Source organism: Paenibacillus sp. YYML68, assembly GCF_027923405.1.
Classification (GTDB): Bacteria; Bacillota; Bacilli; order Paenibacillales; family NBRC-103111; genus Paenibacillus_G.
This window is the reverse complement of record NZ_BQYI01000001.1, coordinates 4,903,448-4,924,000: the sequence shown is the minus strand read 5'-3', so window position 1 is coordinate 4,924,000 and position 20,553 is coordinate 4,903,448. Positions and strand designations below refer to the sequence as shown.

Genomic DNA, 20,553 nt, shown 5'->3' with positions numbered 1-20,553 from the left:
TCATACAACCAGCTTAAAAGGAAGCTGCTTGGCATAAGGATGAGCTAGATGCGTATCGTCCAGATTGATCACATCCCCATCCTGCAGGCGAGTGACTTCATCCTGCTGAAGCCTTGCTACTCGCTTTTTGCCAAAGGTAGTCCATGCGAAGGGGCTCGAGAGAAACCGACTCATCGTATACTGAGCAAGCTTCCATGGCTGGAACATCACTTTAAGAAGCGCATCTTGCTCGGCCAGTCTCGCCATTTGAACGACAGACGAGCAGTTACTGACAAGGCCAATCACATACAGAAAGCAGATGAGCCAGGACGGAGTACCGCTTCTTTTCATCATGCCGGATTGTGTGAGCAGGAGGGAAAGGTCAAACCGCTCCCACAAGCTTTTCAGTATGGGTGCGCCTGCGCACTCTCCATGGTTTAATTGTTTGAATCTCGGTTTTTGTAACGCTGACATTGGAAAACCACCTGTTATCTAGAAGATATACCTCGTGAAAAGGTATCCTTCGCAATTATTAGGCCGTTTTTCAAAAGTCAAGTGTTTTTTTTGGATTGAGATGCTACCAGTTAATTACTTCAACTGCATAGGTCATGGAGTAATGAAGGTTCGCATCTTAGAGTGAATAATGGACCGAGGGTCCCTGAAGAGCTGGATATGCCAGTAGATGAAGCGGAAAGGCGGTACTACCATGTTTGCATTTCACACGTTCGTATTAAGAAATCAAAGTCAAATTGTAGAAAAGTATGGACTCTCCTCATCCTACGTATTTTTGAAACACCCAGAGTTCTGTTTTATTGACATTCATAATGCCTCTGAAATGGAAAAAGTGAGAGCGCAGGAACGTCATAATCGGCTATATCTAGCTGTTACCCTTGAATTCAAAGGTGAAAAACTTATTGATTATGATGCATACGGTATGGGGATTTGGAGTGCCTATATTGAAGCAGCATATCAATACATATCCAAAGGATATGGGGAGGTTAACTTTGGTATTGAGCCTCTGCTGCTTTCCATAAAACCGGGTTCTAGCGATGCTTATATACGGGTCCGTTTGGCCTACGAGGAGAAGGTTTCCAACAAAGAAATATTTGCGTTTGAAGCTCCTTCAAGTGCATTCATCTATAGTTTAGCTGAAGCGGGTCGTGCATATTTTACGACAATGGGTCAATATGGATTTAAGGTTGATACAGCATCATTGGAGAGGCTGGATATGATCCTCTCAGGCTGCTGGGAATAGACAAATTCCCAAACAAACAAAGGTACAGGAGATGCTGGTTGGCACCTTCTGTACCTTTGTTTGTTTGGGCTGTGGTTTGGCTACAACAGCCCACAATCTTTCAATATTTTTTCGACCGACTCATGTACGGTTAGAGAAGGATTATCCGGTTTTGTTTGATTCTTAGTGTAGTGGTGCCGGGAGACTTTAGTTGATAGGACAGGGGCTATAAGCTTAGTCGAAAAAGTTAAAGTTTACTTGTAGACCGCTAAACGCAGAGGCTAGCCTTGTTGTAGATCATTCACCTAGGAGATCGTCAAAGGCAAACTAGTTAAACTGTCTGCCTTTGACGATGTGCACTAGCCAAGCGTTAAATCTGCTGAATAGTTAGATTAAAATGGAGCATCGGCTATTCTTACTGAAACATCTCCTGTAAACTTTCTACCGTCAGATGTGGTAACCACAATTTTATGGTCTCCTGGCACTGCTGCGTTTTGTGTCCAAGTTGAGTTTGAATTAGCACTTAAACTATAGTTTTGAGTATAACCATTCTGTTGGATTTGAACAGTTACACTTGTGCTTGTAGTGTTATTAACATAGAACCTATAATAGTTCCAATCTTCTGGCTGAGACCAACTTCTTTCCCAAGTACCTTGAGATGCTGAGATGTTGGTCTCTTGAATGACCAAATTGTTGGATAAAATACTGATACCTCCATCACGTGAAGGAGTAACAGTGGCAAGCGGCTCCGCAGTATTTTTCGTTCCAACTTTATTCGTGGTGATACTAGGGCTTAACGACAATGTACTCTTACTTGACGCGCCAGGCTCGGAGTTTGCAAAAACGCTGGTTGCCGTTGCGCTCAATGCTACACTTACGATAGATACAAACAACAGTTTTTTAATTTTCATGAATAATTCACTCCTATTAGTTTTTGTAATTACATTGATAGTATAGTACTGGACAGTGAAGAGTTCTAACGCTTAAGAAGCCAGCAAATCCGCGTTGTTAGTGGTTTTTTCCTGCTTGGAACGAATTGTTTCGGTTATGGGTAAATCCGGGTGCTGGGCAAACATGCGAAAAATGGATCTGCGCAAATAAACCACCACGGTAGCCTCAGAGACGATGGCTTTCGATGGTGTTCGCAAATAACGCCAGAACAAGCCCGGCGTACGCGCCGAAAACGTCAACGCGACCATCTGAATTAAGCCGGTTGCGATGCAACTGCACATGACGAATCCTTCGATGGCTTCAAGTGTTTGTCGTATTCGCTTTTGATCCTGTTCGTTCTTTACTTGTTCCAGTGGATGGCTCTCGGTCTTGCGTAGATACCTCTTGAGCTTCGGCATGGATTTGCTCCAGAAGCGATAGCCGAAGGCGCCGATGACTTGTTTCATTTCCCGAAACGTACATTCGATCTTGAACCGGTATCCGTACAAGGAAATGATCTCGGGGCCGGCAAGCGTCAGGTCCGTACTCACCAAAATAGAGGTCTGGTCTCCACGCAGCACCAGGACAAATCGCAAAGGCTGATACAGCTTTTTCCCCCACAACAGGTCCAGGCACAAAAAGGAAACCGTTTCTTCCTTGCCATACAGCATCACCTCGGCCGTTTGAAACGATGCTGCCCGGGTTTGAAAAAGCTCCTTGAGCTTGACTTTCGCGCCTTTCTTCGGCGGACGGCCCCGGCCTGGTTTTTTGGCAGCGGGGAATTCATAGGCTGTGGTGTTGACTTTGGCCTTCGTGATGAGGTCCAGTCGGACTCCGCTCGCAGCCTGCTCCTGCTTCCACCGGATCAGCGCCGGAACGGACAGAAAATAGCGATCCAGCAGGAACAAGGCGTCACCAAGCACCTTCGCGGCGGCAAAGCCCTGCCCGATCATTTGCACCACATGGGAATCTGATTTCGGCTCGGCTGGAGCGGACGCTCCCCAGTTCCAAATCGTCTTCACGCCGTCTTGCAAATTCATAGAGAGGGGCAAGCAGAACCATTTGGCCGACGCTCCGACCAACACACCGACGGCTCCAAAGAGATGGCCAAAGATATATTCACCTTTGGACGAATTTTCTGATTCCTGATGCATTTTCTTCACGCCGGGCATTCGACGGCCTTCCTTGGACTGCTTCATGCCATCGCCCACCAGGACTACGCGGTCACCAACGGTCATCAAAGGAGCCGCCTTGCGGACGACTTGGAGCCAAGTTAATCGAAGGGATTCCAGCGACCAGGCCGAAGAACGAAAGAAATGGATCAGCGTCTCGTAGCAGCGCGGATGCAGCGTAAGGTCTCGTACAATGGAGGTCACCCCTAACTGGTCGGAGCGCACCATCAGGCCGATCACCGTAATGACAAACCAGTGAAAGGCGGCTTGCCTGGAGAAGCAGGAACGAAATTCATTTATGATTTTATCGATGTATGGGAGCATAGGTCTGGTCAATCGCCCGCAAATGGGTTAGACTGGTGTCTATAACCCATCCAGCGATTCTATCCTTTTAGAGTGAGACCTTAAGGATACCGTAAAATCGCTAGGTTGGGTTATTTTTCTATCGAGAACTTTTCACTGTCAAGGTATAGTATATAATTAAAAAATGTAAATAACCTACAGGTAAATTTTGTATTATATTTCCTCTGTCTTTCTGCATGGTACCTTTTTGTACATCTTAAGATGGTTTGTCATGGCAGATATAGACTGAAAAAATTGACCTAAAGTTAGATTTTTGTTGTTGGCAGATTTAATTTTGGAAAAAGAAATAACAAAGTTGACATATGTGCAATATAAACCATATATTTAAAATGTGATTTTGCAGTTTTTCCGCAAAATGGAGGTGTTCTGCTTGCTGTTGGAATTTCGCGTAAAGAATTACAAGACCTTCGTTGATGAGCTCGTCTTTTCGATGATTCCTGCACCAAAGCAGAAGGGCTTGGATTACAGCATATTGAAGGAGAAGGTTGGCAAGAAGGAGCACCGGGCCTTAAGCTCAGCGGTCATTTATGGAGCCAATGCATCGGGTAAAACCAACATCATCGGGGCGATGGAGACGTTGAAGTCGATCATGCTGCGCGGCAATGTTCGAAATGGAGATCAGAGCCGACTCACATTCTCGGATGCAGCAGCTATTCATCTAGAATTAATACCTAATCGTTATGACCAAGGTAAACATCCCGTCTTCTTCTCAATCAAATTTATCGAACAAACCATGTTGTTCGAGTTCCAACTAACTGTCGACCTGGGTGCGTTTTTGGATGAGGAGTATTCGAGAAGGGTTGTACAAGAGGTTCTTTATGTGAATGAGCGCCTCGTTTATAACCGACATGATGAGCTGCAGATTGATGCTGGATGGTTATCTTCATTTGGTATGAACGTGCTGGACAAACAAGCAACCGAGCTATTGTCTAAGCTAGCTTTTAACAATTTGGTTGATGATGAACTATTTTTGACGAATGGCTTCAAAAATATATTTAGCCCGAAGCTGGCAGAAATGGTGAGTCATTGGCTTGAAAATAAATTCATGGTGTACTACAGGGCAGATTCGCTTCAAGCTAAGCCCTCCAAGTCTAAAAAGGATACCATCTTTATAGATACAACAGTAAATGAAGCAGCGAAGATATTCGGGATCACTTCCAATGAGCTGGGGTATGCCTCCAAGGATGATGAATCTGAACAGCGACTGGTCTCTATCATAGAGAATGATGTACTTAACGCCGAAATTTTCGAATCTTACGGAACGGTCCGATTTGTTCATCTATTCCCTGTGATCATCTCGGCCTTGCTCCGAGGCGGGACCCTTGTGGTTGATGAATTCGATGCTTCCTTACATCCGATGGCGCTGATGAGTATTATTAATATTTTTCACAGTGACGACCTGAATAAGAACAATGCCCAGCTCATATTCAACACCCATAACCCGATATTCCTTAATTCGAACTTGTTCAGACGTGACGAGATTAAATTCGTAGAGCGAGATGATGATACTTCACTGAGCACTCACTATTCGCTATCTGACTTCGGTACCTCTGGAGAGAAGGGGGTTCGAATGGGTGGAGATTATATGAAGAATTATTTCGTCAGCCAGTATGGAGCCATTAAGGAGATCGATTTCTCGCCAGTTATTGAGAAGCTGATAGAGAAGCTGGGGGTCGGAAGGTGAATGGTTAGAAAGCCGAATAGAAAGTATTACTTCACAGTAGAAGGTGAGACCGAGAAGTGGTACTTAGCTCGGATTAATGATTTGCTTCGGGCTGAGGAGTCGGCAAAGCTCCATGTATCCATTGAATGCAAGGTACAGAAAAGTCCCTATAAATTTGCTAAGACTGTAGTCGCTACGTCACCAATTGAAATTACACACTGGTTTGACTACGAAAGTAGTGAGGCCGTGCATGTCAAGCAGTTTATGGATACATTAGACCAGCTTAAGCAGAGCTCTTCGATTCAAGGCAAGCAGATCAAATATATATTGGGATATTCCAATCTGACCTTTGAACTGTGGATGATCTTGCATAAAACCAACTGCAGCTACATGACTCACAGAGATCAGTATCTTACTCCTATAAACCGTGCATATGATGAAAAGTTCAAGGAACTCGATACATACAAGGAAGAGCAGAACTTCAAGAGGGTGCTTGGTAAAATCTCATTACATGATGTGAGAGCTGCGATTAAACGAGCTAAAGCCATTATGAACGGACATGTCGAAGCTCGGATTACACTGCACCGATATAAAGGCTACAGCTATTATAAGGATAATCCTTCTCTAACCGTACATGAGTCGGTCGAAAAAATATTGAAAGATTGTGGGCTGTTGTAGCCAAACCGCAGCCCCAAACAAACAAAGGTACAGAAGATGCCAACCAGCATCTCCTGTACCTTATTGAATTTAAATCATTAGATCAACGGCATCCACACGGACATGTCCGCCTTGCCGCGGTTGTTCCAAGCGTAGTAAGGGATCAGCGAGATCTCGATGTCCTGCAGCTCCAGGTTCTCAAACGGCTGGTACAGCGACACGTCGTGATTAGCCTCTTGAATCTTCACGGCTGTGCCCTTCAGCTGTGTAACACCGCCGAGCAGGTCGGCATTGAACGAAGCCTCCAGCTTGATCTGGCGAGGGATGCGCACCTGATCAATCGTTACGTCCTGCGGAAGATCGTGAGCCTCCAGGCAGTAGACGAATGGACCGTAGGTGAATGCGACTTGACCGCGAGCTTCCTCGACCATCGGGTTCGCTGCAATCATCTTCACGGACATGGGCAGTACGAGCTCGATGCGATCGTTCGCTTGCCACTGACGCTTCACTTCATGATACGAGCCGGCAGCAACGCCCGGCTGTACTTCGCCGTTCACCTTCACGACTGCACCTGTCGCCCATTGCGGAATGCGCAGGAAGATCGACGTCTCTTGCTTCAGGCTCGATTCGATAGTAATCTGTACGTTCTCGTCGGTCGGGAAGTTCGAGCTGACCGTCAGCTCCAGCTGCTCGCCGGACTCCAGCACCGTGCTCAGCTTGTTGCCGCTGTACAGATGAATGTACAGACCTTCGCTCGACTGGCCGTATACCCACTGATTGAGCTTCGCGATCGTGCGGAGCACCTGTGGCGGGCAGCAGTAGCACGTATGCGTGAACCATCTCTCCGCGCGGAAGTGCTGCGTCTGCGGCGTGAAGTGGTTGAACAGCTTGCTGCCTCTCGTCTCCAGCGGATTCGTGTAGCAGAACTTGTGACCGTCGAGCGTCATCGAACCGAGCAAGCTGTTGTACACGACGCGCTCGAAGACGTCCATATACTTCGCGTCTTGAGTCAGGTTGAACATGCGCATCGACCACATCGCGTTACCGATGTTCGCGCACGTCTCGGTGTAAGCCGAGCGGTTCGGAAGCTGGTACTCGTTGCCGAACGCTTCCCAGATCTTGTCGCCGTTCTTGGACAGACCGTTGTAGATCGCGCCGACTCCGCCGGTTACGTACATTTTTCTCAGATACATATCGTCCCAGATGCGTGTGAGCGAGTTCATGATCGCTTCTTCGCCTGTGTGAGCGAATACGTCAGCAGCGCCTGCATACAGGTATACCGCCGTTACGGCGTGACCGATCGCTTCTGTCTCCTCGCGAAGTGGCGTGCGGTCCTGGTTCTGGTCCTCACCGCCGTAGCCTGCGCCGCGCATCGTCATGAAAATGTCAGCGAGCTTCAGATGCTGCTCGTTGCCTGTGACGCGGTACAGCTCGACCAGACCCATAATGTTCGAAGGGTTCCAGCCGTAGTGAATGAGGTGCTTCGGACATGGGTTGAACGTACGGTTCAGGTACTCGGCTGCCTTGAGCGCAACGTTCAAGAGGCTGTCCTTGCCCGTCGCTTCATAGTGAACGACCGCTGTCGTGAGCAGGTGACCGAAGTTGTAGTCCTCATGATAGATGCGCTGGCCCCAGCGCTTCTTGTGGCTCAGCTGCACGTTCGTGCTGATGTAGCCGTCCTCGTCCTGCGCCTGCGCGATGAAGCTAATATATTTGTCCAGCTTCTGATCGAGCTCAGGGTCCTTCGTCAAGGCGTACACATGTGCGCATGCCTCGAGGAACTTGTAGCAGTCGCCGTCGGACCAATCTTCGCCGTAATGGCGGTCGCTCTTCAGTCCAGCCGCCACCTCGAAGTTCGGCAAGTACGTACCGTTCTCCTTCTCGTGAAGCGCCTTCTCCATCGACTCGATCATTTCCTTGTGAGCCAGGTGGAAGCGTTCGGCCCAGAAGCCGTTCGTCCATGTGGAATCGGTCATATTTGGTAATGGTTTGACTTTGCGGATGTCAGTCGTCATCGTAAGTCCTCCTCGGATGAGTTGTTCGTTCTATAAGGCTATTGTACCCTTGAGGACATGCGGTAGCCATGCATTATTGCTTAGAATACTAGTACTATTTTTACCTATCTCCCTCACTGTGAAAAAAAGGCACCGAACCAACCCGCGCCACATGCGCGAATCGATTCGGTACCTTGTAGGGGGAAATCTGGCGTGTAAGTGAAGCGCTTGCTTGAGCAGGTGAGGTCATACAGGCTGGCGTTGCAGCTGCTCGCACGAGACGGGCGTCCCGCTTGTAGGCCAAGCGAGACTAGCTTGCGAGGCAAGCGCCCGCCAGCGGCGCAGCGTTTGCCCGTACCGCTCAAGCGCCCGCCAGCGGCGCAGCGTCTGCCTGTGTCGCTCAAGCGCCCGCCTAACGGCGCAGCGTCTGCTCCTGCAGATCGAGCCAAGCTGTCTCCTCGGGAGTCAGCCGGATGCGCGAGCCTTCGGCGCAGGAGAGCAGCTCCTCCCGCGACTGGGCGCCGATGAGCGCGCAGGTCGGGAACGGCTGGTTCAGCACGTATGCGAGCGCGATCTGAATCATGCTCACCTGCTTCTCGGCCGCCAGCTGCTTCGCACGCGCAAGACGCTCCCAGTTAGCCTCGCTGTACAAGACGCGCACGAGATCGGCGTTATCCGTCACCTCTGGCGAGTAGCGCCCGGTGAAGAAGCCGCGGGCCTGCGACGACCATGCGAGCAGCGGCAGTCCTGTCTCCTCGTGCCAGTCGAGCGTCGCCTGATCGGCGGACACGCAGCCGGTCCAGAACGGCTCGTTCACCTTCGCGAGACTGAGGTTCGGGCTGCTGAAGCTGAAGCCTGTCAGCCCGTGCTGCGCGGCGTAGCGGTTCGCCTCGTCGAGTCGCTGCCACGTCCAGTTGGACGCCCCGATCGCGCGGATGCGTCCGGCCTCGAGGTGTGCGTTCAGCGCCTCCACAATAGGGCCGACCGGCACGCTCGGATCGTCGCGATGGAGCGCGTACATGTCGACATAGCTCGACTGCAGACGCTCCAGGCTGGCGGATAGGTCGTGATCTATCGCAGCCTTCGTCACCCGCGGGCCTGTCTGGTCGTGGTGCGCACCCTTCGTCCAGATGACGAGCGACTCACGGTTGCCGCGCTCCTGCATGTAGCGGCCGATGACCGCCTCGCTCTCGCCGCCGCAATAGATGTACGCCGTGTCGATCGCGTTACCGCCAATGGCCAGATACGCGTCTAGATTGTCGCATACCTTCTCATATACGTGATGACGGAAGTAGTCGGAGCCCTTGATTAAGCGGGAGACCGGCTTCGTCACACCCGGAATCGTTATATAGTCCATACGAGTCACCTCCATAGGGGGATCATTACAGTGTTACACGCACACGCTCACGCGCTGACTTCAAGCAAGCGTCCAGCACGCGCATGCCTGCGATCGAATCGGACGGGCTGTACGGTAGCGGCTCGCCCGTACGTACGCTGTGCGCGAATACGTCGGCCTGCACCGCATACTGGTTCACGTGCGGCACCTCCACTACACGGCGCTCGTTGCCCTTGATCACGACGAAGTCCGAGCTCGAATCGGCAGGAGCGACGTACGCCGACGGTACCTCGATCCGTCCTTCCGTTCCGACAATCTCAAGCGTATTGCGTCCAGCCGCCCACATGCCGCAGTCGAACGTCAGCGCGACCGAGCCCGGGAACTCGACAAGACCCGATGCCATCATATCGACCTCATCGTGCTGCGGCGAGAAGAAGGCGTGCACCGTGACCGCTTCCGGCTCACAGCCGAGCACCATACGTGCGGCCGAGATCGGATAGACGCCGACGTCGTACAGCGAGCCGCCGCCCATCGCGCGCGAGAAGCGCACGTTGCCGTCGCTGCCTGCATTGTTGAAGGTGAACGCGCCGTGAATGCCGCGCAGCTCCCCGATCTTGCCGCTTGCAATGGTCTCCCTGATCATCGCGTAGCGGGGATGCAGTCTGTACATGAACGCCTCGGCGAAGAACACGCCGGCCTTCTCGCAGGCGGCCGCCATCTCTTCCATCTCGGCGGCGTTCAGCGCAGCGGGCTTTTCGCACAATACATGCTTACCGGCCTCGGCTGCACGAATCGTCCATTCCTTATGCAGATGGTTCGGCAGCGGGATGTACACCGCCTCAATCGTCTCGTCAGCGAGCAGCTCCTCGTAGCTGCCGTAGGCCGTCTCGATGCCCAGCTTATCAGCGGTGGCACGAGACTTCTCCAGATCACGGCTCGCAATCGCCGCTACCTCTCCTGTGTTCGACTCGATAATGCCCGGAATGACGGCCCGGACCGCAATACCTGCACAGCCGAGAATGCCCCAGCGCAATGGCTTCACACTCATCAGACTTCAGCTCCTCTCAATATGAATCTATTCATGTGGATCGCTCAGCACGAATCCCTTGCTAACAGTGTACCGTGCTATACTGGTAACGGATAGAGTCAAGACGGACATTCATCCGGACAAAATGGACATAACGGAGTGTAAACGTACCATGAAGCTGTTAAAACTACGTACGAATGTGTACCATCCCGAGAGCGGCTCCTTGCCGTTCTCCGTCTACACCGTCGGAACAGAGCTGCAGAGCATGCGCATTCGGATGCGCGGCTTCTCGGCTAATCATCTGCTGCTCACCTTATCCGGGTCAGGTGTATTCCGGGTCCTTGGGTCGGACGATTGGCTCACGCTGGAGCCGGGCTCCGTACTGTATATTCCGGCTAGCCTGCCGCATGTGTACATGCCGAAGCAGGACAGCTCGCCGTGGCAGGTTGGCTATGTGACGTTCATCGACGAAGCGCATGCGATGCTCGGGCCTTGGGGCTTCGGCGTGGAGACGGTGCATCGGAGGGTGCGGCACATACAGCGCATGCGCGATCTGCTCGGGGACATCTGGCTATACTCGGGCCCTCAGTATGACAAGTGGCGGACGAGTGAGCTGCTGTTCACGCTATGTATGGAGCTGAAGAAGCAGGGCGAGCAAGCGGAGGAGTCGGGGCCCGTCTCAAGGAAGCGAGCCTCTTGTTACCGCGGTGAGGTGGTCGACCGGGTCGTGCGCTTTCTGGACGACTACCTGCAGCGTGACTTCACGCTCGCCGAGCTGTCCTCCTATGTCGGCTACTCGTCCAAGCAGCTGAACCGCATCTTCCAGCAATCGCTCGGCATGACGCCGCTGCAGTATGTACGCTGGCTGCGGCTCCATACGGCAGCACGGCTCTTGGAGGAGCAGCCGGAGCTGTCCGTCGCAGAGGCGGCGGCTTACGTGGGCATGGAGCCGGAATACTTCGGGCGGCAGTTCAAGCGTGAGTTCGGCGCAGCACCGTCCGTGTTCCGTCAGCAGCGTGCGATGACATGAACGCGTGGAGCCGCCGTCTCGAGAGCTCATCCCTATTATTCCTAGCAAAACACTATGTATTAACCAAAGTGGTCAAAAGAATCACTACAATCCAGTTAACTTTGAAATATAAACTATATTAACTCTAAAAATCCAACTCCTTATTTTCAAGTTGAAATAAAGATGCTATACTTAGTTTGACAAGTAAAGTAAGGGGGCGGGACTTATGCATACATCGTTCAAGGAGCGCTGGGGGCGCATTCCATCCATATTTCTGTGCTTTCTGCGGATCGGTCCGGTCACGTTCGGCGGCGGCTACGCCATGATTCCACTCATTGAGAAGGAAGTGGTGGATAAGCGCAAGTGGCTCGAGACGAAGGAGGTCGCGGACGTGTTCGCGGTTGCAGAGTCGATCCCGGGCGCTATCGCTATTAACTCGGCGACGTTCATCGGCTACCGACTGGCTGGACCGCTAGGCGCGATCGCGGCAATGGCCGGCGTACTGCTGCCGACGTTCCTCATCGTGCTGCTGCTGTCGGTGTTCTTCATGGAGGTGCACGATCACCCGAAGATCGAGGCGGCGTTCCAGGGCATACGCGCGGCGATCGTCGCCCTCATCTGCTATGCGGGCTACAAGATCGGCAAGACAGCGGTGCTGGATAAGATGACGTTCGGCGTCGTGCTCGTGACACTCGGCATTCTGTTCCTGCCGCATATTCATCCGGCACTCATGATTCTGAGCGGCTTCCTGATCGGACCGATCTTGGTCGCGATACGTACTCGCCTCGGGATGAAGACGACGTTGGAGGGTCATCAGATCGAGCGCAAGGAATGGGGCTTCATCATGGGGGATGGGATATGATGCAGGATGCGGGCTTACTGTTCGAATTGTTCGTGACGTTCCTCATGATCGGTGCGGTATCGTTCGGCGGCGGCTACTCGATGATTCCCGTTATTGAACGGGAGGTCGTCTGGGAGCATCAATGGCTGACGCTGCAGAGCTTCACGGACGTCATCGCCGTGGCTGGCATGTCTCCGGGACCGATTGCGACCAACTGCGCGATCTTCATCGGCTACCATCTCGTCGGCGTACCGGGAGCGATCGTCTCGGCGGCGGGGATGGTGCTGCCATCGCTCATCATTATTCTGGTCGTCGCCACGTCGTTCTATAAGATGAATCAGAATATGGTTGTCAAAAAAGGCTTCTACGTCCTCCGTCCGATCATCACTGGTCTTATCTTCTACGCCGCGATCAAGTTCGCCATCGGCAACCAGGTCATCCCATCCAGTCTCGGCGGGATCAACTGGAGCACGATCAGCCTGATGCTGGTGTTCCTCGGCGCGCTGCTCGCGCTCGTGAAGTATCGGGTACACCCGGCGGCGGTTATACTCATGTCAGGTGTCATCGGTGCGGCACTGTACAGCTAGGGCACACAACACGAAGGAGATGAACGAGATGAGTGAGCAAGAGCATAAGGAGCTGCGTTCCTGCTGTGCTCCGGCGAGAGCGGGCGAGGGGCCGTCCCCGATTCCGATCGAGCTCGTCGTTCCGGCTCCACGACAGCTCGGAGCTAAGCCGGAGCATGACGGCATGGTCCGCATTAGCGGCGCGACGTTCCTGATGGGAACGGAGGACGCCGAGGGCTTCCCCGCAGACGGGGAAGGCCCGGTGCGCGAGGTGACGCTCGGCGACTATTATATCGATGCGTACGCCGTGACGAATGCGCAGTTCGCGCAGTTCGTACAGGAGACAGGCTATCAGACAGAGGCGGAGACGTTCGGCTGGTCGTACGTCTTTCATCTACTCGTACCGGAGTCGGTCGCAGCGACCGTGACGCAGGTGCCGCAGCAGACGCCGTGGTGGTACGCGGTGGCGGGCGCCTACTGGGCTTGTCCCGAAGGTCCGGGCACTTCTGTCGAGGGTCGGGCCGACCATCCTGTCGTGCATGTGTCGTGGAACGATGCGGAGGCGTACTGCCGCTGGGCAGGCAAGCGTCTGCCGACCGAGGCGGAGTGGGAGTACGCAGCCCGCGGCGGTCTTGTCGGCAAGCGTTACCCTTGGGGCGATCTGCTGAAGCAGGACGGCAAGCATATGTGCAACATCTGGCAGGGCAAGTTCCCGGAGAAGAACAACGCCTCTGACGGCTACATCGGGACATGCCCGGTCGACGCGTTCGAGCCGAACGGCTATGGGCTGTATAACGTGTCGGGCAACGTGTGGGAATGGTGCAGCGACTGGTTCCACCCGACGTACCACCAGAAGGCGGAGCGGACGAATCCGCAGGGACCACCGTCGGGTGCAGCTCGTGTCATGCGCGGCGGCTCGTACCTGTGTCACAAGTCGTACTGCAACCGGTACCGTGTCGCGGCGCGAAGCTCGAACACTCCGGACAGCTCGACCGGCAACGCAGGCTTCCGCTGTGCGGCGGATGTACCGCAGGGCTGAGTGAATATCATATAGAAGTCCGTCCGACGCTCGGGCGGGCTTTTGTGCGTAGAGCGCTTCCAATTCTGTTTGTCAAGTGCTGCGCGGTTGTGTTATACTGGGGATGCTGTCTATGATTATCGGACAAGATGTGAGCAGTCGGTATTAGGAGGTGGAAGGATGGAATTAGCACTTAAGATTATTTTGGTCATTGTGTCCATTGGATTAATTGCGGCGGTATTGCTGCAGCCAGGCAAGAGCGCGGGATTATCCGGTGCCATCTCCGGAGGTGCGGAGCACTTGTTCGGGAAGCAGAAGGCGCGCGGGCTGGAGCTGTTCCTGCAGCGGCTTACAATGGGTCTTGCAGTCGTGTTCTTTGGGCTGACCATTGTCGTGGCATTTTTCGTGAGATCCGTCTAAAACATAAATCCGAGCAGCAGGGGAATAATACTCCTGCTGTTTTTCTTTTTCAACGTTGCGGCTAGGGAAGCGAGGCGGGGCAGTTGAGCAGAATGTATCGGACAACAGAGCCTTTTTACTTACGGGGAATCGGGGAACGGGCGTCAACAGAGCTCCTCATGATCCACGGCTTCACCGGTTCACCCTCTGAGTTTCGCCGGGTTGGCTATTACTTGAACGACCAGGGATATACGGTACGCGGTATTCTTCTGCCCGGACACGGGACAACACCGGAGGATATGATCCATACGGGCTGGGTCGATTGGTCGAGACATGTGCGGGAATGCTATGATGAGATGGAAGGAAGCGGCAAGCGCATCGTAGCGATCGGCCACTCGATGGGCGGACTGCTTGCACTGAAGCTGGCGATGGAGCGGCGTCTGGCCGCGGTAGTGACGCTGGCTGCGCCTATTTATCTCTCGAGCCGGAAGACTGTTCTGGCCATACTGCTGCAATATTTCGTGAAATATATAGAGCGCAAGCCCACTGTAGCGCCGCATATTATGGAAGAGGCGTGCACGTATACGAAGACACCGATTCCTTGTGTGGTCGATCTGCGCAAGCTGCTGAAGGTTGTGAAGTCGAGCCTTCGTCACGTTCATATTCCGGTGCTGATCGCGCAAGGGCTGAAGGATTCGCTCGTCGTGCCGAAGAGCGCGGAGTACATCTATCGCCATGTATCATCGCCATTCAGACAGCTCTCGATGTATCCGGAGTCGTCGCACGCGCTGCTGCTCGATGACGGACGGGAGCATGTGTATGAGGAGATCTCACGTTTTCTCTTGGCATTGGATCAGCTGCAGAGCTTGGAATTAACGGCAGCCGGACTAGCCGGGACCTTGCAGCACGTGTAAGGAATATAATGAAGATAGACAAGACACCAGAAAGGGTGATGATATGGTAAATAAAGAAACAGTATTGGATTTCATGAAGGAAACGGCGTACAAGCCGATGACGTATCACGAGCTGGAGCAGCACTTCGAGCTGGAGGACGCGGAGGAATTCAAGAGCTTCCTCAGACTGCTGAATGAGCTGGAGAACGAAGGGCATATTTTGCGTACGCGTAATGATCGGTACGGTGTGCCTGAGCGGATGAATCTGCTGCGTGGTCGGCTGCAGGCGCATGCGAAGGGGTTCGGGTTCTTAATTCCGGACGACAAGGAGCTGCCAGACGTCTACATTCATGCGAACGATATGGGTACCGCGATGAACGGCGACATTATTCTCGTGCGCGTGACGAGCAAGGGTGTGTCCGGCGGTCGTCTGGAGGGCGAGGTCGTTCGAGTCGTCACTCGCGGGAATACGCGGATCGTCGGCTTGTTCAAGACGTATGAGGAGTATGCGTTCGTTATACCCGATGATAAGCGGGTCGTGCGGGATATATTCATCCCGAAGGATGCGTTCAACGGCGCGATGGACGGTCATAAGGTCGTCGTGAACATCGTCGCTTACCCAGAGGGGCGTGCGGCGGCGCAGGGCGAGGTGATCGAGATACTCGGTCACAAGAACGATCCGGGCGTCGACATATTGTCCATCATTCGCAAGCATGGCTTGCCGGAGTCGTTCCCGGATGAGGTGATGGAGGAGGCGGGACGTGCCCCTGAGGTGATTACCGAGGAGGAGATCGTCAGCCAAGGCCGTCGTGACCTGCGCGGCAAGCGGATCGTGACAATCGATGGCGAGGATGCGAAGGATCTCGATGACGCGGTGAACGTGGAGCGGCTGCCGAACGGCAACTACGTGCTGGGCGTTCATATTGCCGATGTGAGCTACTATGTGCGTGAGGGCTCGCCGCTAGATCGCGAGGCGTACAACCGCGGCTGCAGCGTCTATCTCGTCGATCGCGTCATTCCGATGCTGCCGCATCGTCTGTCGAACGGGATCTGCTCGTTGAATCCACAGGTGGACCGTCTGACGATGTCGTGCGAGATGGAATTCGATGCCCAGCTGAACGTCGTGCGGCACGATGTGTTCACGAGCGTCATTCGGACGAGCGAGCGGATGACGTACAACAACGTGAAGACGCTGCTGACCGAGGAGTCGCCTGACCCGGAGCTGGTGGAGAAATACGGCTACCTGATGGACGACTTCCGTCTGATGGAGGAGCTCGCGATGAAGCTGCGAGCGAAGCGGATGCATCGCGGCGCGATTGATTTCGACTTCCAGGAGGCCAAAATTCTCGTCGACTCCGACGGCAAGCCGACCGAGATTATTAAGCGCGATAGATCGATTGCCGAGATGATTATCGAGGAATTCATGCTCGCGGCGAATGAGACGGTGGCGGAGCACTTCTACTGGCTGAAGGTGCCGTTCCTGTACCGGGTGCATGAGGACCCGGATGGCGAGAAGCTGCAGCACTTCATGGAGTTCATTACGAACTTCGGGTATGTCGTGCGCGGCAAGGGCAACTCCATTCATCCGAAGGCGCTGCAGTCGCTGCTTGAGGAGATTAAGGGGACGAAGGAGGAGACGGTCATCAGCACCGTGCTGCTCCGCTCGATGAAGCAGGCGCGCTATGACGCGCAGAGTCTCGGGCATTACGGCTTGTCCGCCGAGTATTACTCGCACTTCACGTCGCCGATTCGTCGTTATCCAGACTTGATCATTCACCGCGTCATCCGCGAGGTGCTGGAGAGCGGCACGCTGAGCGATGCGCGTCATGAATATTTGACCGCGCGTATGGAGGATATTGCGAAGCAGTCGTCGGAGCGCGAGCGTGTCGCTGTCGATGCTGAGCGCGAGACGGAGGCGCTGAAGAAGGCCGAGTTCATGATGGATAAGGTCGGCGAGGAGTTCGACGGCATTATTAGCAGCGTGACGAGCTTCGGTATATTCGTGGAGCTGGACAATACGGTCGAAGGCTTGATTCGTCTATCCGATCTGCACGATGACTATTACCACTTCCATGAGGCGCAGCATGCGCTGATCGGCGAGCGTACGTCTCGCATCTACCGCCTCGGCGACGAGGTGAAGGTGCGCGTGGCGCGTGTGAGCATGGACGAGAAGACGATCGACTTCGAGATGATGGATACGCGGCCGCGAGGGCAAAAGGTGAGCCTCGTCGACGCGCTCAAGGCGGTGCGCAAGGGCAAGCGCGGCGGCAGCGGCTCCGGCGGTGGGCGTGAAGGCCGCAGCGGAGGCTCAGGCCGCCGCGGAGGCGAAGGCGGCGCAGCCTCAGGGCGCCGCGGTGGACGCGGCGCCGGAGCGGGCGCCAGCGCGGGGCGCGGCGACGGCCCGCGCGGACGGCGCAGCGGCGCGCCGGGCACAGGCGCAGCCGCGCGTGGCGGCGACGCCGCAGGCTTCGGCGGCGCCGAAGGCGGGCGCCGCGGCGGAGCGGGCGCAGGCGCGGGCAGTGCAGGCGCCGGGCGCGGGGATGGTCCGCGCGGGCGGCGCAGCGGCGCGCCGGGCACAGGCGCAGCCGGGCGTGACGGCGCCGCGGGCGCAGCCGCTGGCGAAGCGGGCAGCGGGCGCAGCGCAGGCGGCGCTGGCCGCAGCAAGGGGCCCGGCGCGGCGAAGTCGCGGGCGCTGAAGGCGACTGGCCGCGGCGGTGAAGGCGGCCAGGACGGCGGTGGCTTCGGCGGCTTCGGGCCGAAGAAGCGGCGCAAGAAGACGGTGAAGCGATAGGCGCGGCTTGCTTTCGAGGGATAGAGTTGATACAATGGACTCTATCCCTTCTTTTGCATATTGCAGGCGTGGAAGCGGGTAAGCTTGGCGGGAAGGAGCGGTTCACAGATGAGCAAGAAGGCGGAGAATAAGGTGCTGGCGCAGAACAAGAAGGCGTCGCACGATTATTTTATCGAGGATACGTATGAATGCGGCATGGTGCTGACCGGCACAGAGATCAAGTCGCTGCGTCTGGGCAAGGCCAATATCGGCGACGCGTTCGCGACGATTCGCAATGGCGAGGCGTTCATTCACAATATGCATATCAGCCCCTTCGAGCAGGGGAACCGTCACAATCCGACCGATCCGACGCGAGCGCGCAAGCTGCTGATGAAGAAGCCAGAGATCAACAAGCTGCTCGGCCAGTCGAAGCAGGAGGGCTACACGCTGGTGCCGCTGAAGGTATACGTGCGCAACGGCTATGCGAAGCTGCTGCTCGGTCTGGGTAAAGGTAAGAAGCAGTACGACAAGCGCGACACGGAGGCGAAGCGCGATGCTCAGCGTGAGATTCAGCGGGCGTTGCGGGAGAAGCAGAAGGTGGCGCGGTAGAGAGGCGTATGGTGCGGACTGGTCATGCTGCCAGTAACATCACGCTATCTTTCGACCGTCGGTATGCTATAATAAAGGAGCGCTGAAGGAAACGGCGCAGCTTGCTCGGAGCCATAGCCAGCTCGAAGCACAGCGAACTACACTTGTTGCTGCCTCTCATCCGTTGCAGTCGTCGAAGTTGCAATGATTGAGGCATCGTGATAAGATTTTTTTCATAACACTTTTATAGGACCCTTTACCGGGTCCTCCATGCGGGGACGTTCTTGGATTCGACGGGGATAGTTCGAGCATGGGTTGCGGGTAGTGGGGACGCGTCCACTTCATCAACGCTAAAGCCTATTAAATGGCAACCGTACAACTAACTACGCTGTAGCAGCCTAAGAAACTGCTCTCGTGCTTCTACCGTCCATCGCCCATGTGGCCGGATAGGGGCTCAACTTTAGTGGGATACGCTGTCTCATCTCCGCCTGGGGTGAGCTGAAGAAGATAATCAGGCTGACCTAGATCGAAGCCGGTTACGGGGCGTCGGCCTAGGTGACATCAAAACTGTGACTACACCCGTAGATGCCTGTGTGGCGTTATCTTCGGACAGGGGTTCGACTCCCCTCGTCTCCATAAGTCAAAGAGAAGGGGCACCTAACTACAGGTGCTCTTTTCTTTTGTATTTACTCATGTTGTATAATGGATCATGATTCCGCAGATTGGAGTGATTCGCTATGTTCTCTGACATTGATAGCAAGATGGAACAACTTGATAGGAAACGACCTTTGCCTATACATACATTACGAAGTATCCGTGAGCACTTAATCATTAATTGGACTTATCACTCTAATGCTATTGAGGGCAACACTTTGACATTATCTGAAACGAAGGTAGCTCTTGAGGGCATAACGGTCGGTGGTAAAACCATTAAAGAGCATCTGGAAGTTATTAATCATAAAGAAGCCATCTTGTATGTCGAAGAAATCGTGAGTCGCCAGGAACCTCTGTCCGAGTGGCAATCGAAAAATATTCATCGCTTGATCCTCAAGGGTATAGATGATGAAAATGCAGGGATGTACCGAAAGGAAAATGTGATTATCAGCGGAGCAACTCACATACCGCCTGACTATATCCAAGTTCAGGACCAGATGGAGCAGTTAATACACTCTTATGCAGAGTGGCAGGTGCAAAAGCATGCTGTAGAGCGGGCTGCTTTTCTTCATGTTGATTTTGTTAAGATACATCCGTTCATTGATGGGAACGGAAGGACAGCACGATTGCTTCTGAATTTTGAACTTATGAAGAATGGTTATCCGCCCATCGTAATAGAAAAAGAGGATCGAGCAGAATATTATGCTGCAATAGATTTGGCCCATACTACGGGCAATAACGATTTGTTTCTTACTTTGATTACAAGGACACTTGGCAAAACCCTCGATTTATATTTAAAGTTAGTGTAACGGGACGCTTCTAAGGTGACATCAAAACTGTGACTACACCCGTAGAAGCCTGTGTGGCGTTATCTTCGGACAGGGGTTCGACTCCCCTCGTCTCCATAAGTACATTGAGAGGGCATCCATTAAGGAAGGATGCTCTTTCTGTTTTTATCGTGTATAATTGTTATTAAAGCACTCAAGGGTGGTGAAGTTATGAATTCAAATTCTTTTGATATTTTGATTAAAGATGATGATGGAACCATAGCGGTAATTGAAGTGAAAAATCGAAAAAACCTTAACATAGAGGATGCAAAAAAGATTAGAAGAAATATTATTGCACACCAGAGCTTGAAGTCGAAGTACTTTGTGCTAGTTTCTCAAGAATATGGTTATGTTTGGGATAATGAGAAATCCCACCAATTGTTGGACAATCCACTAATTAGTTTCTCCATGCAAGACATTGTTAGTCGATATTATAGGCATATGGATACTTACGAAAACCGACTCAGAGGAAATGAATTAGAGTTAATCGTAACTCAATGGATAAATGATCTAGTTAGAGCAAAAGAAAGTCGAAATTTTACGAGTGAGCCTGAACTGAAGCTGGTTGAGGGCGGGTTCATTGATACCATACTTGGAGCCAGGGTTGTTTCTGAGGTACAAGGATGATTGTAT

Annotated in this window: 19 protein-coding genes and 1 other RNA gene; 14 read left to right on the top strand and 6 right to left on the bottom strand. The window is 53.4% G+C overall.

Annotation, left to right across the window (positions count from 1 at the left end; all coding sequences use genetic code 11):
* A complete protein-coding gene (locus tag PAE68_RS21995) occupies nucleotides 1-453 on the bottom strand; it encodes a hypothetical protein (RefSeq protein WP_281890557.1) in 453 nt (150 codons plus the stop codon).
* Nucleotides 454-661: 208 nt separating this feature from the next.
* Between PAE68_RS21995 and PAE68_RS21990 the strand changes: the two genes are divergently transcribed.
* A complete protein-coding gene (locus tag PAE68_RS21990; protein WP_281890555.1) occupies nucleotides 662-1,234 on the top strand; it encodes a hypothetical protein in 573 nt (190 codons plus the stop codon).
* Between the two features lie 371 nt (nucleotides 1,235-1,605).
* On the opposite strand, the gene PAE68_RS21985 is transcribed toward PAE68_RS21990, so the two are convergent.
* Entirely contained in the window at nucleotides 1,606-2,124 is a 519-nt protein-coding gene (locus PAE68_RS21985) for a hypothetical protein (RefSeq protein WP_281890554.1), read from the bottom strand.
* A gap of 72 nt (nucleotides 2,125-2,196) precedes the next feature.
* Complete coding sequence (locus tag PAE68_RS21980) at nucleotides 2,197-3,639, bottom strand: transposase (protein ID WP_281890553.1); 1,443 nt, start codon at nucleotides 3,637-3,639, stop codon at nucleotides 2,197-2,199.
* Nucleotides 3,640-4,048: 409 nt separating this feature from the next.
* Between PAE68_RS21980 and PAE68_RS21975 the strand changes: the two genes are divergently transcribed.
* A complete protein-coding gene (locus tag PAE68_RS21975) occupies nucleotides 4,049-5,362 on the top strand; it encodes an AAA family ATPase (RefSeq protein ID WP_281890551.1) in 1,314 nt (437 codons plus the stop codon).
* Nucleotides 5,363-6,019, top strand: coding sequence for an RloB family protein (locus tag PAE68_RS21970; protein WP_281890550.1), 657 nt, complete (start codon nucleotides 5,363-5,365; stop codon nucleotides 6,017-6,019).
* A 77-nt stretch (nucleotides 6,020-6,096) separates the two neighbouring features.
* Here the strand turns inward: PAE68_RS21970 and PAE68_RS21965 are convergent, their stop codons facing one another.
* The 3 genes from PAE68_RS21965 to PAE68_RS21955 all read right to left on the bottom strand — a co-directional run bounded on the left by PAE68_RS21965 (nucleotide 6,097) and on the right by PAE68_RS21955 (nucleotide 10,376).
* Nucleotides 6,097-8,013 carry a glycoside hydrolase family 127 protein gene (locus PAE68_RS21965; RefSeq protein WP_281890548.1) on the bottom strand — a complete coding sequence of 639 codons (1,917 nt, stop codon included), beginning with the start codon at nucleotides 8,011-8,013 and terminating at the stop codon, nucleotides 6,097-6,099.
* A 391-nt stretch (nucleotides 8,014-8,404) separates the two neighbouring features.
* On the bottom strand, nucleotides 8,405-9,349 hold the full coding sequence (locus PAE68_RS21960) for an aldo/keto reductase (RefSeq protein WP_281890547.1): 945 nt from the start codon (nucleotides 9,347-9,349) through the stop codon (nucleotides 8,405-8,407).
* Nucleotides 9,350-9,374: 25 nt separating this feature from the next.
* Entirely contained in the window at nucleotides 9,375-10,376 is a 1,002-nt protein-coding gene (locus PAE68_RS21955; RefSeq protein ID WP_281890545.1) for a Gfo/Idh/MocA family protein, read from the bottom strand.
* Nucleotides 10,377-10,527: 151 nt separating this feature from the next.
* On the opposite strand from PAE68_RS21955, the gene PAE68_RS21950 reads away from it, so the two are divergent.
* From PAE68_RS21950 to PAE68_RS21900, 11 genes are all read left to right on the top strand, one after another.
* Complete coding sequence (locus PAE68_RS21950; protein ID WP_281890543.1) at nucleotides 10,528-11,385, top strand: AraC family transcriptional regulator; 858 nt, start codon at nucleotides 10,528-10,530, stop codon at nucleotides 11,383-11,385.
* Between the two features lie 205 nt (nucleotides 11,386-11,590).
* Nucleotides 11,591-12,226: a chromate transporter gene (locus PAE68_RS21945; protein WP_281890541.1), complete on the top strand. Its 636-nt coding sequence runs from the start codon at nucleotides 11,591-11,593 to the stop codon at nucleotides 12,224-12,226.
* Nucleotides 12,223-12,792, top strand: a complete 570-nt coding sequence (locus PAE68_RS21940) for a chromate transporter (RefSeq protein ID WP_281890539.1) — start codon at nucleotides 12,223-12,225, stop codon at nucleotides 12,790-12,792. The genes PAE68_RS21945 and PAE68_RS21940 overlap by 4 nt, the downstream gene beginning before the upstream one ends.
* Nucleotides 12,793-12,955: 163 nt before the next feature.
* Entirely contained in the window at nucleotides 12,956-13,810 is an 855-nt protein-coding gene (locus tag PAE68_RS21935; RefSeq protein ID WP_281891189.1) for a formylglycine-generating enzyme family protein, read from the top strand.
* A gap of 159 nt (nucleotides 13,811-13,969) precedes the next feature.
* Nucleotides 13,970-14,209: a preprotein translocase subunit SecG gene (gene secG / locus PAE68_RS21930; RefSeq protein ID WP_281890537.1), complete on the top strand. Its 240-nt coding sequence runs from the start codon at nucleotides 13,970-13,972 to the stop codon at nucleotides 14,207-14,209.
* 92 nt (nucleotides 14,210-14,301) lie between these two features.
* A complete protein-coding gene (locus tag PAE68_RS21925; RefSeq protein ID WP_281891187.1) occupies nucleotides 14,302-15,102 on the top strand; it encodes an alpha/beta hydrolase in 801 nt (266 codons plus the stop codon).
* Nucleotides 15,103-15,145: 43 nt separating this feature from the next.
* Nucleotides 15,146-17,872 (top strand): ribonuclease R, encoded by a 2,727-nt coding sequence (rnr, locus tag PAE68_RS21920; protein ID WP_281890535.1) that lies wholly within the window; start codon nucleotides 15,146-15,148, stop codon nucleotides 17,870-17,872.
* 108 nt (nucleotides 17,873-17,980) lie between these two features.
* A complete protein-coding gene (gene smpB, locus PAE68_RS21915; RefSeq protein WP_281890533.1) occupies nucleotides 17,981-18,460 on the top strand; it encodes an SsrA-binding protein SmpB in 480 nt (159 codons plus the stop codon).
* A gap of 253 nt (nucleotides 18,461-18,713) precedes the next feature.
* Nucleotides 18,714-19,078, top strand: a transfer-messenger RNA (tmRNA) gene (gene ssrA / locus PAE68_RS21910).
* Between the two features lie 98 nt (nucleotides 19,079-19,176).
* Nucleotides 19,177-19,902 carry a Fic family protein gene (locus PAE68_RS21905; protein WP_281890531.1) on the top strand — a complete coding sequence of 242 codons (726 nt, stop codon included), beginning with the start codon at nucleotides 19,177-19,179 and terminating at the stop codon, nucleotides 19,900-19,902.
* A gap of 189 nt (nucleotides 19,903-20,091) precedes the next feature.
* Nucleotides 20,092-20,547: a hypothetical protein gene (locus PAE68_RS21900; RefSeq protein ID WP_281890529.1), complete on the top strand. Its 456-nt coding sequence runs from the start codon at nucleotides 20,092-20,094 to the stop codon at nucleotides 20,545-20,547.
* Nucleotides 20,548-20,553 lie beyond the last annotated feature (6 nt).